Source organism: Cedecea davisae (assembly GCF_044095835.1).
Classification (GTDB): domain Bacteria; phylum Pseudomonadota; class Gammaproteobacteria; order Enterobacterales; family Enterobacteriaceae; genus Cedecea; species Cedecea davisae.
In genome coordinates, this window is record NZ_CP172054.1 from 1,733,423 (window position 1) to 1,746,796 (window position 13,374).

The following is a 13,374-nucleotide window of genomic DNA, read 5'->3' on the forward strand; positions in this document are numbered from 1 at the left end:
CCCTGAAAAAACGTTCTTCCGCACACGGCGGTTATTGTTTTTTTACACTTCCGCCGGAGGGTCAATAAACAGCGGTTCTTTGTCGCCCAGGCGGTCAATTACCGGATAGGCCACGGCGGCGATGTGGTGATGTACCCGGCGGTAATCACGCAGCACGCGCTGGAAAATATCGCCGGACTCAGCCCAGGTATTTTTGTCGTCGCGCAGATTTTTAAAATGCTCGCGGCTGGCAGAGGCTTCGAGCTGGCGAATAGTCTCTTTGCGCTGTACCAGCTGGTGCGCGGCGGACAAATCTTCCCCCATGAAGGCGGCAATCCCCAGCCGCAGGCTGGTAAGGATCTCGGCGTGCAGCAGGCGGATATTGTTCAGCTCAAAATCATTAAACACCTCGCCGCGTCGCGCCCGTCGTGTAGCCAGCTGGGTCAGGTTGCTGGAAAGAATGTCTCCGGCATGCTCAAAGTTGATGATAAACATCAGGATCTCCTGCGAGCGGTCGGCGTCTGCATCGTTTAGCCCGTCCTGGCCGATGTCCGCGAGATAGGCGCGCACCGCCGCGCTCAGCAGATCAACCGACTGGTCAAGGTGGCGAATTTCATCGGCGGCCTGTTTCTCCTGGGTGACAAACAGCACCAGCAGGCGGTCAAGCATGATGGTCAGCATGTCCGCCGCCCGCAGCGATTCACGTACCGAATTAGAGAGTCCGATATAGGCCACCTCCAGCCCGGCCTCGTCCAGATACATCGGCATACCGGGGTCGCCAACGCGCTCTTCCTCGGGAAAAATACGCTCCAGCATGCGCGCCATTGGCGCGGTCAGGCCGATAAACAGCAGCGCCAGCACCGCGCTAAAAGCGGTATGGAACCAAACAACTAACTGCGGCGTGCTCAGGGCCATTTTCGCAGCTATATCCGTCAGCAGCGGCAGCAGAATCAAAGCCAGCGCGCAGCCGGACAGGCGTACCATCAGGTTACCCATCGGCAGGCGGCGAGCCACGGCGGAACCGACATTCAGTACCGGCGGCAGCGCGCCGCCTATATTTGCCCCCAGCACCAGGACCATGGCGGTCGCAGGCGATATTGCACCGGTTCCGGCAAGGGAGGCGATCAGCAGAATAATCGCCACGCTGGAGTGGCAAATCAGGGTCAGCATTAAGGCAACCAGCAGCGCGATAAGCACGTCGCCCTCCAGCCCCTGCATTACGGCGTGGAACACCGGCGTGGTTTCAATTTCTCCCAGCGTGCTGCCGAGCATATGCAGGGCGAGCAGCATCAGCCCGAGGCCAATCAGCGCGCAGCCCACGCTCTCGAAATTCGAGTGATCGCGCAGTTTAAACACCACAAAACCGGCCAGTATCAGCAGCGGAATGGCGATTTCGGTATTAAAGCTCATCAGCTGTACCACCAGCGTGGAGCCGATGTTCGCGCCGAGCATGACCGCCAGCGCCGGGGCGAGGCTAAGGGTTCCTGCGGCGGTAAACGAGGTTGCCATCATGCTGACCGCGGTGCTGCTTTGCAGGATGCCGGTAATGCCGATCCCCGAGAGCAGGGCGGTCCAGCGGTTGGTCAGGTGGCGGCCCATCCAGTTTCGCAGCGGCGTGCCGAAGCCGCGCTGTAACGCGGTGGAAATCATATGGCTGCCCCAGAGCAGCAGGGCAATGGCGCCAGCCAGGTTAATTAACAGAGTAGTTCCGGACATCATTTATTCCCCCTCTTAAGGGCGGGTGTAGTAACAAAACGCAATAACCTGATCGAAAGACGATTTATGGCGCTGGCGAGATTGAGTAGTGATTTAGAGTGCTGATAGTTAATTTTTCCCCCGGCGTACCATGCCAAAGCACGAACGCGCAGGGTGCGGGTTATTTTCATTAAAAATAAAATCATCAAGGCGATGATTCTATTTTTAATCAGGAAAATAATGGAATGGTGCTTTTCCATAATGCATTCCAGCTTTTATTGCTTACCTGAAAGGTGCCGCCGCAGCGGCACCGTATGGCATTGTTTTAAAAAGAGCTTAGTGCCACTGTTTGAAACGACGCATGTAGAAGGTTTTCATTCCCTGAGCCACACAGCAGTAGGCGAGCAGGGTGCCGACCAGCCACGGGAAGTACTGCCACGGCAGCGCCTGCAGCCCGACCAACGGCCCGAGCGGAGAGAACGGCACGTAAATACCCACAGCCATAACCAGCCCGGTCATCATCATTACCGGCCAGGCGGCAGTGCTTTGAATAAACGGTATTTTCTGGGTACGCAGCATATGCACGACCAGGGTCTGCGACAGCAGGCCTTCCACGAACCAGCCGGACTGGAACAGGGTCTGCATATGCTCGCTGTTGGCGCTAAAGACGAACCACATCAGGGCGAAGGTCGTCATGTCGAAGATGGATGAAGTCGGGCCAATCCACACCATAAAGCGGCCGATGTTTTTTGCATCCCATTTGCGCGGCTTGCTGAGGAACTCTTTATCCGTTTTGTCCCACGGCAGCGCGAGCTGGGAGATGTCGTACATCAGGTTTTGCAGCAGCAGCTGAATGGCCAGCATCGGCAGGAACGGAATAAAGGCGCTCGCCACCAGCACCGAGAACACGTTGCCGAAGTTGGAGCTGGCGGTCATGTTCAGGTACTTCATGATATTGCCGAAGGTTTCGCGCCCTTTGATAACGCCTTCTTCCAGCACCATCAGGCTCTTTTCCAGCAGGATGATATCGGCGGACTCTTTGGCGATGTCCGTGCCGCTGTCTACGGAGATACCGACGTCGGCATCGCGCAGGGCAGGGGCATCGTTAATGCCGTCGCCGAGGAAGCCGACCGTGTGCCCGTTGGCCTGTAGCGCTTTCAGTACGCGGGACTTTTGCAGCGGCGTCAGCTTGGCAAATACCGTGCGTTCTTCCACCAGCTGTTGCAGAGAAGCATCGCTCAGTTGCTCAATCTGCGGCCCTAGCACCGGCTCGCCCGGCTCCAGGCCGACCTGGCGGCAGATGCGCGTGGTGACAATCGCGTTATCGCCGGTCAGCACTTTTACCGCCACGCCAATATCCATCAGAGCGGCAATCGCCGGGCCAGCGCTCTCCTTCGGTGGATCGAGGAAGGTGAGGAAGCCGCGGATAATCAGGTCATGCTCATCATCTGCGCCGTACTGTTTTTTAGCTTCGGCTTTAGGAATATCGCGTGTGGCAACCACAAGGACGCGGAACCCGTCCTTGTTATAGTCGTTTGTCATCGCCAGCATGGCGTCCCGGCGTGGCTGATCGAGGGCGATAACCTTGCCATTCTCTTCCATGTGGGTGGCAATGCTCAGCATCTCCTCCACCGCGCCTTTGCACACCAGCAGATGGTTGCTCTGGGCATCTTTCACCACAATCGACAGGCGGCGGCGCACAAAGTCGAACGGCATTTCGTCCACTTTGCTAAAGCCCTGCGGTTTCACAAAGCCCGGCTCATTTTCGGAGAAGTAGATCACCGCCTGGTCCATCAGGTTTTTGATGCCGCTCTGGTGATGGCTGTTGAGCCACGCCAGCGCCAGCACGGACTCATTTTTCTGGCCGTGGGTATCAACGTGATGCTCGAGAATAATTTTATCCTGCGTGAGGGTACCGGTTTTGTCGGTACACAGGACGTCCATCGCGCCGAGGTTCTGGATAGCGTTGAGACGCTTAACCACCACTTTGCGCTTCGCCATGGCGACCGCGCCTTTTGCCAGATTGGCGCTGACTATCATCGGCAGCATTTCAGGCGTCAGGCCGACGGCAACTGCCAGAGCAAACAGCAGCGCATCCCACCATTCGCCTTTCATCAGGCCGTTAATCAGGAACACCACCGGCACCATCACCAGCATAAAGCGGATCAGCAGCCAGCTAACGCTGTTTACGCCGCGGTCAAAGGCGGTTTGCGCCCGGGTGCCGACAATCGCTTTAGCCAGCGAGCCGAAGTAGGTCCGTGGCCCGGTTGCCACCACAACGGCCAGCGCCGTGCCGCTAACCACGTTGGTACCCATAAAGCAGATATTCGGGAGATCCAACAGGTTTTCGCTCTCGTCGGCTTTGTCGTGAGCGGACTTCTGCGCCACGTCCCCGAGGGTGTCGTACTTCTCGATAGGCAGCGCCTCACCGGTCAATACCGCCTGGCTGATGAACAGGTCACGGGATTCGATCAGGCGAACGTCTGCCGGGATCATATCCCCGGCGTACAGCTGCACGATGTCGCCAACCACCAGCTCGCGCATCGGGATTTCACGCGGGGTTCCTTTTTGCCCTGCGTGTTCACGGCGCACGACCGTTGCGGTGGTACGCACCATCGCTTTCAGCGCTTCGGCAGATTTTGCCGAGCGGTGCTCCTGCCAGAAACGGACCAGGCCGCTAAGGGCAACCATGGTGCCGATGATGATAACCGTGGTCAGGTCGCCTTCTTCGCCGTGGCTGGTCGGCAGCCAGTAGTCGGTAAAGAAGCTGATACCGGCCAGAATGGCCAGCACGTAGATAAACGGGTTGTTAAATGCCATTAGCAGCTGGAGCAGCGCGTGAGGCGGCTTGTCGTGGGCGACTTCATTCAGGCCATCTCGTTCCAGACGAGCGCTGGCGTGGGCTTCCTGTAATCCTTCTCTGGTGGTGTTGAGGTTAACCAATGTTTCAGCGATGCCGTTTTTGGCTTCCTGGGCCGCACGCATAGAGAGCGTGCTTTTTTTATTACGGTTCTTGGTTTGTACGGTCATGGTGGTGCTCCTGTCGCCGGGCAGCAGCCGACCATTTTGCGGTTAGCGCCTTATTAAGGGCGGCCGAAAATAGTCTGCGGTAGCACAAACGATCGGTTTCAAATTAATTTCGGACACGGCTTCCCGCTATTTATTATTTGAAATAAATTGAACGGAAAATTATTTATTTTTATTTGGGCATTACTAATCCGCCTGATGTTTATGTGAAAACATCAGTGAATATTCAGGCACCAATAATGGCTTAACTCAGCGTAACGTGCAGGCGCAGGCGGCTCGGTAGAGCGCGCACGGCATCACAACGCAACGGCTGAATCAGGCGGCGGAGGGTCGACTTTGTGGGTCTTCGCTATCGGAGAAGCTGCAACGGCGCTCCAGCTGGCCGGTCACAGGACTGACGCGCCAGTTAGTGATGCGTTGCTTCAACTCACTGATTTTCGAAGAGAAAATTGAGTTTGGCTGTTTTTTGCGTGCGGACAAAACCCGATCGCGGGGCGGCCGGACACGCAAAGTTGATGTCACTGTTTTGACACCAGGAAAAAGGGTAGATTTGAAGTTCATAACACACCTCGGGACCGTGAAAACCCTGGTCGAGGTGGGACAACACAAGAGCATCAGGCTCCGGCGAGACACACCAAAACGAAGAAGTGATCACAATCGATTTCATGTTTACTTTCCCGAACAGCCTTTAAGGCAATATTCGGGCAGCTACTAAATTCAGTATCCATTAGTCTCTTATGTCAGGTTAGGAAAGGCCGCAACTTCGGCCCGTGAAATCTACCCATGCCTAATAGTATTGTCAACCCGTCAGGGAAGATTAAATTTATTCGTTTATATTTCAGTTAGGAAATATTGAGGGTTAAGGAATTAAATATTAGGGATTTGAGAATATGTCTGGCTTACCCGGACATGTGGCCGAAAGGAGAGAGGACGATCGGTCGTGCTGTTTTTGCCTTCCTCCCGGAAAAACGAACAAGGATGAGGAGGCAACCGCAAAAGCAGCATTAAGAATTTTCCTTAAGCTAAATCAATTCCGGGCTGCAATGCTGATTTTTGGCCCACAAGCCTTGATTTGAAACAAAATTTAACGCTTATGGCGGTTGATATACGCCGTTAGTGTGATAAAAATCACATTCAGGCGGCAGGGGAACTGCTGCCGGCAACCCGTCTTGTTTAGTTGATTAAGTTAGGTCGAACGTTATGGATGCGAAACCAACTCGCAGTCCCGGCGGTAAAATCGCGCTGTGGCTGTTTTATGCTTTTTGTTTGTACATTGTCTGGGCGATGATTCGCTACTTTTGGGTGGTCAGCAACGTAACCGGCGGCGATCTCGGGACTTTCGGCGGAAAACTGCTTGGCGCGTTAATGGGGCTGCTGGTGCTTGGCTCCGTGGCGGCTGTGCTGGGATGGCTTGCGTGGTACACCCGGCCGCGGGCTTATCCGGCCCGCATCAGGGATAACCGCCTGCGCTGAATTCGAAAACTTGCGCTCTGAATGGCATTCTTATGCATGTGATTCAGAGCGCAAACCCTCCCTCTGGTTTACCTCTTCCGGTCTTTGATTTAATTCCCCGCGCGCACGCTCTTTTTATTAATTAACATTTGTTAAGCTCGTTATAAATAATCCCTTGTAAAAAACAGGCATATAACTCTGTGTTTATATCTGTGCGTAAAGTCACGTTTGTTATTTTTCGAACTGTCTACACTGCACTCATATTTTCAGGAGAAGCCATGCACGCTTATATTGTTCGGACCTTTATAGTTTGCCGCCTGATGTTGCTGTCCGCCAGCAACAAGGTGCGCATCTGTCTGAATAATAGCTGCTGGTTCAACGTGGTTAACGAGCTGGAAAAAGATACCTCAGTTTATTCCGAATGTATCGATAACGAGTTCGCCGCAAATTGGTCACGGCTGTGGTGCAGCGCCGGGAAATTGTATAACGAGTTATGCCATGGTCATGCTCAGTTATTAAAAACGCAGCGCGCTGTCAGTCGGCCATGCCGCCTGGCTATCCGTAAGCGCTACGAGCTTGCCTTCCTGTTCCGTATTTCCAGTCTGCATCAGCTGATGATGTGCCTCCACGCCAGCGGCGACTCGGGAGATACAGCTATGCAGCAAGTCGTTCTCCCCCGAAGCACAATGCGCTTTTCAGCCATTGTGCTTTTTTTATTGCTTAAATTCAGCCCGATAAGGAGTTGTTATGTATATCGTTTGTGTTGCAGCCTGTCCGACGGGCGTCGCCCATACCTACATGGCTGCGGAAGCGCTTGAAATGACCGGCAAACAGCGCGGCCATGAAATTAAAGTTGAAACCCAGGGCAGCATGGGCGTTGAAAATGAAATCAGCGCCGAAGATCTCGCCAGAGCCGATGCGGCGATAATCGCCGCGGACGTGGCGATTACCGGCCGGGAACGTTTTGACGGCATGATGAAGCTGGAGTGCAGCGTAGCGGACCCTATCAAGTTCGGCGACGCCGTTTTTGAGGCGATAGAGGCGGAGTGTGCAAATGGCTAAATTCAGGGCAGAGGGGAAATCCCAAACCGGAACCGAGATTAAGAATGCCATTATGACCGGGGTGTCATGGATGCTGCCGTTTGTTATCGCCGGGGCGGTGATTATGGGCATCGCGCGCATTGGGGCATCCCTGTACGGCATCGACAATATCTGGGACGCCAGCCATGCCCAGGCGGCCAGCATTGCGGTGCAAACGCTGCATAAATTCGACGGTTTTGGCGGCCTCGCGCTTTCCCTGATGCTGCCGGTTGTGGCCGGGTATATCAGCTTTGCCATTGCCAACAAACCCGGTCTGGCTCCGGGGATGATTGGCGGCCTGCTTGCCAGCAGCCTCGGCACCGGGTTCCTCGGCGCACTGGCTGCGGGGTTTGTGGCGGGCTACATCGTGCGTGGGCTGGCGACTTATATCAAACTGCCGAAGGTGCTGGCCTCCGCCGGGCCTATCTTTATTTTGCCGGTAGGCGGGACGCTGCTGACCTGCATTGTTATGGCCTTTATCATCGGTAACCCGCTGGCGGCGCTTAACCACGGCATGGAAAACTGGCTGCTTGCTATGTCCGGTACCAACAAAATTATTCTTGCAGCAGTAGTCGGCGGCATGGTGGGCTTCGACCTCGGCGGCCCGGTGAACAAAGCGGCTGTAACAACCGCTATGGCGCTGCTGGCCTCCGGTATTTATGACCCGAACACGGCGGCGCAGGTGGCAATTGTCGTCCCGCCAATCGGCCTGGGCGTCGCTACTTTGCTGTGGTCAAAGCGCTTTCCTGTATCGCTGCGTGAGGCGGGGAAAGCCTCTACGCTGATGGGGCTAATCGGCGTATCTGAAGGGGCAATTCCCTTCGCACTTGCCAACCCAAAAATCATCCTCATCAACGTTATTGGCGCCGCCACCGGGGCGGCCATGGCTGTCGGGCTGGGGGCGGTGAATCATGCGCCCATCTCCGGTTTTTACGGCTGGCTGGCGGTAGATAAATGGCCGATATACGTGCTTTCCATTGCTACCGGATCGGCGATTATTGCCGTTGGCTCATTATTAGTCTTCCGCGGCGAGAGCGTTATTGAAAATAAAGCGGCGGCACCTGCGCCTAAATTCAAGGTGGGGCGTTAGATGCGTGCCTGATTAATTCAGGACGGCAATTTTCATATTCACGGCAGTATTTACTGCCGAGGTTTTTTACACCCTGAATTTCGCTATTAAGGTGACAAAATGAAGACCGTACATTTGGTTCAACACACGCACTGGGATCGTGAGTGGTATTTCACCGAGAATGATTCAAAAGTTGTGCTCTATTATTTTATGCTGGATTTACTTACCCGTATGGAGCAGGACGAAACGCTGGGGCCTTTTATTCTCGACGGGCAAACGGTGATGCTGGAAGATTTTTTGGCGGTGGCACCGGAGCAGCGTGAGCGCCTGCAAAAATTAGTTACCGATGGCCGGGTGTTGATTGGCCCGTGGTACACCCAAAGCGACTTTTTAGTCGTTGGCGCGGAGTCTATCGCCCGTAACCTGCTGTTTGGCCTGGCGGACTGTAAAGCCTGGGGCAGCTATATGCCGGTTGGTTATGTGCCGGACTCCTTCGGGCAAAGCGCTCAACTGCCGATGTTCCTTAGCGAATTCGCTATCGACAGCGCGGTTATCTGGCGCGGATGGTGTGAACGCGACGTCGCCAGGAGTGAATTTTACTGGCATGCGCAGGGAGGACAGAGCGTGTTAACCGCGGTGCTGCCGTGGGGCTACGGCTGCGCGAAGTGGCTCCCGACCGAGCCGGGAAAGGTGGACGAAGCGCTGCCGCCCATTCTTGAAAAACAGGCCCGTTTCTCGGCCACGGATCACCTGCTGTTGCCGAACGGTAACGATCAGTCGCCTTTCGAATACGGCGTGCCTGAGGCGCTGGAGCGGCTGAACACCCGCCAGCAGGACTATTGCTTCAAGCGCAGCAGCTTCAGCGATTTCTTCAGCGCCTTACGCGCCAGCGGCGAAAGCCTGCCCGAGTGGCGCGGCGAGCTGCTTAGCCCGAAATATATGCGCATCCACCGCGGTATTTTCTCCACCCGCGCCGACATTAAACAGCTCAACGCCTCGCTGGAGCAGTTCCTCAGCCAGACGCTGGAACCTTTGCTCGCCGTGGGCTGGCGGCTTGGCCTGCCTTACCCTCAGCATGCGGTTGAAACCCTCTGGCGCGAGGCGATGAAGTCCCACGCCCACGACAGCATCGGCGGCTGTAATTCAGACCGCGTAAATCAAATGGTGAAAGGGCGTTTGCAGTCCGGGAAAGAGAGTGCGCAGCAGTTGTTTGACCTGAATATGAAAATGCTGGCGGAGGGAATAGAAGCCCGGCAGCAGGGTAAAAAAATTCTGGTCTTCAACCCGCTTCCGCATACCAGAGATGCTGAGGTCAGCCTGACGTTGTTCACGCCGGAGCAGGCGTTCCGCATCGTCGATGAGAACGGCAACGCCTGCGTCTGGCAACTGCTGCATGAAGCGCCGCAGGACATGTCGCTGGTGGTGCAGGAACTGTCCAACAGCACCAGTCCAACCTGGTACCGCAAGTGCCAGATCCTGCTGGCGGCACGGGATCTTCCGGCCTGCGGCTATCAAACTTTTTACCTTCAGGAAGGGGAGTCCGCCGGGTTCGCGCTGCCGGAGCCGCAGATTGACGCCCTGGAAAACGCCTGGCTGCGCCTCGAGATTAATGGCGGCGTGCTGACGCTTATCGATAAGCGTTCCGGCGAGGTTTACCCGCACATTCTGCGGTTGGTGGACGGTGAAGATGCCGGGGACAACTACAACTACTCGCCGCCGGAAGAGGACTGGAAAATTACCGGCGACGGCTGCCTGCATCACAGCAAGCTCGAACGTGGCCCGCTTAAAGACACGCTGCTGCTGGACTGGCGTATTCCCGCGCCCGTGGACTCGGCTTCTCGTCGCGCACGCCGCCTGGATGCTCTGCTTGAAGTGACGATGACCCTTTCTCTGCCGCACGACAGGGCGTGGCTGGACGTGGAAATTGAGATCAACAATACGCTGCGCGATCACCGTTTACAGGTGGAACTGCCGACGGATATTCACCAGGCGTTTCACTTTGCCGACCAGCCTTTTGGCCTGATCCAGCGGGAAAATATTCCGGGGGCATTAGCGGTCTGGCGGCAGGAAAACTGGACCGAAGCGCCCGCGTCGCTTTGGCCGATGCAAAGCCTTGCTTTGCTCCATGACGGGCAGCGTGGCCTCGGCGTGGTGACTGCCGGGTTGAGGGAGTATGAAATCCCCGTCGGGCAGCCGGACACCCTGGCAATCACCCTGTTCCGCTGCGTGGGCTGGCTGGGGCAGGCGGCGCTGCCGTGGCGGCCGGGGCGAGCCTCAGGGATGGTGCTCCCTTCGCCAGACTCGCAAATGCCGGGTATTCACCGCTTCCATCTTGCGGTATTGCCGATGAATAACGGGCAGGATGGCGCATTCTGGCATGCAGTTGAGCAATGGCGCACGCCGGCCTCCGGCTATCTGGACACCGGCTGGTCGCGCTTTCGCACAAACCCTCATGGTCGAAATTTCCCCTCTCGCTTCAGCGTCCTCAACTGGGAGAGTCAGCTGCATTTCAGCACCCTGAAAAAAGCGCAGAACGAAGAGGCGCTGCTGCTCAGAGGCTGGAATCCTGGCCTGGAGCCGCTGGAAAACATTGCCCCGGAAGCTGACGGGCTGCTGGAGCAGGTCACGCTGGCGGAACTTCCGGTCGGCAATTCTGCGGGCCCTGTGGCCGCCGGAACGCCGATCTCCTGGCTGATTCGATAATCTGAACAAGGTGGAACACTTATGCAGACTCTTTTATTTCGCTGCCGGTTAGCCAACGGGCTTCACGCCAGGCCCGCCAGCGCGCTGGAGCAGCAGGCGGCGCGGTTCGCCGCAACGGTGACCCTGATAAACCTGACTAAATCACGGCGGGCCAGCGCCAAAAGCGTGCTTGCTATGGTGGGAGCCGACGTGGCTCCGGGGGATGAATGCCAGTTGCAGATAGAGGGCGAGGACGAGCAACAGGCGCTGCTGGCGCTGCGGCATTTTATCGAAAATGAATTTGAGCATAGCGATGGGCCGCTGGCCGGGGGAATCGCAGGCGGCGAGCAGCTTTTGCCGGTCTTTCTCTCCCGCAGCCGGTCGAAAATCTGGCAGGGAACCGGCGTCAGGAAAGGTATTGCCATAGCAAAAGCCGTTTACTTGCAGCATACAGACCTCGATGAACTTGCCCGCCAGCAGGAGGAAACGCCGCCAGACGTTCAGCAACGGCAGCTGGGCAAGGCGCTCGAAGATGCCCGCCGGAAATTGCGGGCCGATATTGCCCGCCACGAAGGAGAGGCGGCGCAGATCCTCGATGCCCAAAGCCAGCTGCTGGAGGATGAAACCGTTGAGGAATGCCTGCTCGGGCAGTCGGGAACGCCTAATGCGATTGCCGCTCTGGCGCGAGCCGTTGACGCGCTGCGGGAACCGTTCCGGCAGAGCGGAAGCGACTACCTGCGCCAGCGCGAGCTGGATGTTTACGATCTCGGGCTACGGCTTGCCTGCCAGCTTACCGGGGAGGCGAGGATGTGGCTGCCAGAGCTGAACGAAGGTTCGATTTTGGTATGCCGTAGCCTGCTGACGCCCGGCCAGCTTCTGCTGCTGCGCGGTGCAAATCTGCGGGGCATTGTGATGCCCAAAGGGGGCGAAACGTCCCACACCGCTATTCTGGCCGGGGTCTTTGCTATTCCGCTGCTATGTCCTGACTCAACGGGCGAGTTATTCGCTCAACCCGCCGGGGAGCTTTTGCTGGCTGCCGATTGTGGCCTGCTGCTGTCGGACCCGGATGAGGTCGCCCGGCGCTGGTTCCAGCTTGAAGGCGAGAAACAGCGGCGTTTGCCCACCGCGAGCGGTGACGAGCCGGAGGGGGATATGCTCTCTGAGTCGCTGGTGCTGCTTAATGAAAACCTGCGTGACAAACACGAGGTGATAAAGCGGCTGACGGATAATCTTGAAGTTCAGCAGAGGGTTGCTTCGGCGACGCTGGCCGAGCATTCCATCTGGCAGCGGGAGGAAGTTTTCACCACCGCGCTGGGGTTTTCCATCGCTATCCCCCACTGTAAATCGGCGGCAATAACCCGCAGCAGCATCTCCGTTTTACGGCTGATCGAGCCGCTGGAGTGGGGGAATGGAGTGGCGGTAAAACTGGTGATTATGCTGACCCTCAGCGAGGGCGAAGGGCAGCAGCATATGCGTATTTTCTCAGTTTTAGCCCGGCGGCTGATGCATGAATCTTTCCGCGAACGCCTTATGGCCGCCGGTTCGCCGCGAGAGATGCTCAACCTGCTGCGGGATGAGGTCATGATATCGTCATAAATCTGGGTATACTCGGACATGCGCTTTTCACGAAAACGGGAGTACGAGTATGCCGATTGCCCACTGGCAGCAGCAGTTTGAGCAGTATTTGATTGAAAATTGGGCGCAGGACGACAAAGCCCATGACGTGGCGCACTTTCGGCGCGTGTGGAAAACCGCTCAACACATTATCGAAGGCACCGAGGCGGACAGGCTGGTAGTGTTGACGGCCTGCTATTTTCACGACATCGTAAATTTGCCAAAAAATCACCCGGAGCGCCATCTGGCGTCGACCCAGGCGGCGCAGGAAACGCTGCGCATTCTTGACGCTCATTTCCCGGAGTTTCCGCGCGAGCTGTACGACGACGTCGCCCACGCGGTGCGCGCCCACAGCTTCAGTGCGGCCATTGAGCCGCAGACGCTGGAAGCCAAAGCTGTGCAGGATGCCGACCGGCTTGAATCTCTTGGCGCTATCGGCCTGGCGCGCGTGTTTTACGTTTCCGGCGCGCTCGGGCGCTCGCTGTTTGACAGTGAGGATCCGCTTGCTGAAAGCCGCGAGCTGGACGACACGCTTTATTCCCTCGACCATTTCCAGAGAAAGCTGCTGCGCCTTCCGGGGTCAATGCAAACCGAGGCTGGCCGCGCGCTGGCTCACCACAACGCCGATTTCCTCGTCGGTTATATGGCTAAGCTGTGCGCTGAACTGAAAGGGGATTATCTGACGCTGGACGACCAGGTTATACGCCGTTTTAAATCACAGCCTTAGCGCCCGCAGGCTTAATCTATAAGGCTCGCCGCTAGCGCGGGCCGTTTCC

10 protein-coding genes are annotated in these 13,374 nt (G+C 56.7%); 6 read left to right on the plus strand and 4 right to left on the minus strand.

The genetic code is table 11. From position 1 onward, the window contains the following. Positions 1-42: 42 nt before the first annotated feature. The 3 genes from ACG1VR_RS08565 to mgtA form a co-directional block, all read right to left on the minus strand. Positions 43-1,695 carry a Na/Pi cotransporter family protein gene (locus ACG1VR_RS08565; protein ID WP_395491074.1) on the minus strand — a complete coding sequence of 551 codons (1,653 nt, stop codon included), beginning with the start codon at positions 1,693-1,695 and terminating at the stop codon, positions 43-45. Continuing rightward, entirely contained in the window at positions 1,695-1,934 is a 240-nt protein-coding gene (locus ACG1VR_RS08570) for a hypothetical protein (protein WP_395490709.1), read from the minus strand. The genes ACG1VR_RS08565 and ACG1VR_RS08570 overlap by 1 nt, the downstream gene beginning before the upstream one ends. A gap of 76 nt (positions 1,935-2,010) precedes the next feature. Then, positions 2,011-4,704, minus strand: a complete 2,694-nt coding sequence (gene mgtA, locus ACG1VR_RS08575) for a magnesium-translocating P-type ATPase (protein ID WP_016537087.1) — start codon at positions 4,702-4,704, stop codon at positions 2,011-2,013. A gap of 1,197 nt (positions 4,705-5,901) precedes the next feature. Here mgtA and drpB point away from each other — a divergent pair. After that, positions 5,902-6,174 carry a cell division protein DrpB gene (gene drpB / locus ACG1VR_RS08580; protein ID WP_395490710.1) on the plus strand — a complete coding sequence of 91 codons (273 nt, stop codon included), beginning with the start codon at positions 5,902-5,904 and terminating at the stop codon, positions 6,172-6,174. 494 nt (positions 6,175-6,668) lie between these two features. Here the strand turns inward: drpB and ACG1VR_RS08585 are convergent, their stop codons facing one another. Then, positions 6,669-6,818, minus strand: a complete 150-nt coding sequence (locus ACG1VR_RS08585) for a hypothetical protein (protein WP_395490711.1) — start codon at positions 6,816-6,818, stop codon at positions 6,669-6,671. 82 nt (positions 6,819-6,900) lie between these two features. On the opposite strand from ACG1VR_RS08585, the gene ACG1VR_RS08590 reads away from it, so the two are divergent. The 5 genes from ACG1VR_RS08590 (at position 6,901) to ACG1VR_RS08610 (ending at position 13,325) form a co-directional block, all read left to right on the plus strand. Beyond that, positions 6,901-7,215 carry a PTS fructose transporter subunit IIB gene (locus ACG1VR_RS08590; RefSeq protein ID WP_395490712.1) on the plus strand — a complete coding sequence of 105 codons (315 nt, stop codon included), beginning with the start codon at positions 6,901-6,903 and terminating at the stop codon, positions 7,213-7,215. Beyond that, positions 7,208-8,323: a PTS fructose transporter subunit IIC gene (locus ACG1VR_RS08595; protein WP_395490713.1), complete on the plus strand. Its 1,116-nt coding sequence runs from the start codon at positions 7,208-7,210 to the stop codon at positions 8,321-8,323. Before ACG1VR_RS08590 ends, ACG1VR_RS08595 begins: the two co-directional genes overlap by 8 nt. Before the next feature lie 99 nt (positions 8,324-8,422). Further along, positions 8,423-11,005, plus strand: coding sequence for a glycoside hydrolase family 38 C-terminal domain-containing protein (locus tag ACG1VR_RS08600; RefSeq protein WP_395490714.1), 2,583 nt, complete (start codon positions 8,423-8,425; stop codon positions 11,003-11,005). Positions 11,006-11,026: 21 nt separating this feature from the next. Continuing rightward, positions 11,027-12,580, plus strand: coding sequence for an HPr family phosphocarrier protein (locus tag ACG1VR_RS08605; protein ID WP_395490715.1), 1,554 nt, complete (start codon positions 11,027-11,029; stop codon positions 12,578-12,580). A 49-nt stretch (positions 12,581-12,629) separates the two neighbouring features. Next, on the plus strand, positions 12,630-13,325 hold the full coding sequence (locus ACG1VR_RS08610; protein ID WP_016537079.1) for a phosphohydrolase: 696 nt from the start codon (positions 12,630-12,632) through the stop codon (positions 13,323-13,325). The last annotated feature ends 49 nt before the right edge of the window (positions 13,326-13,374 follow it).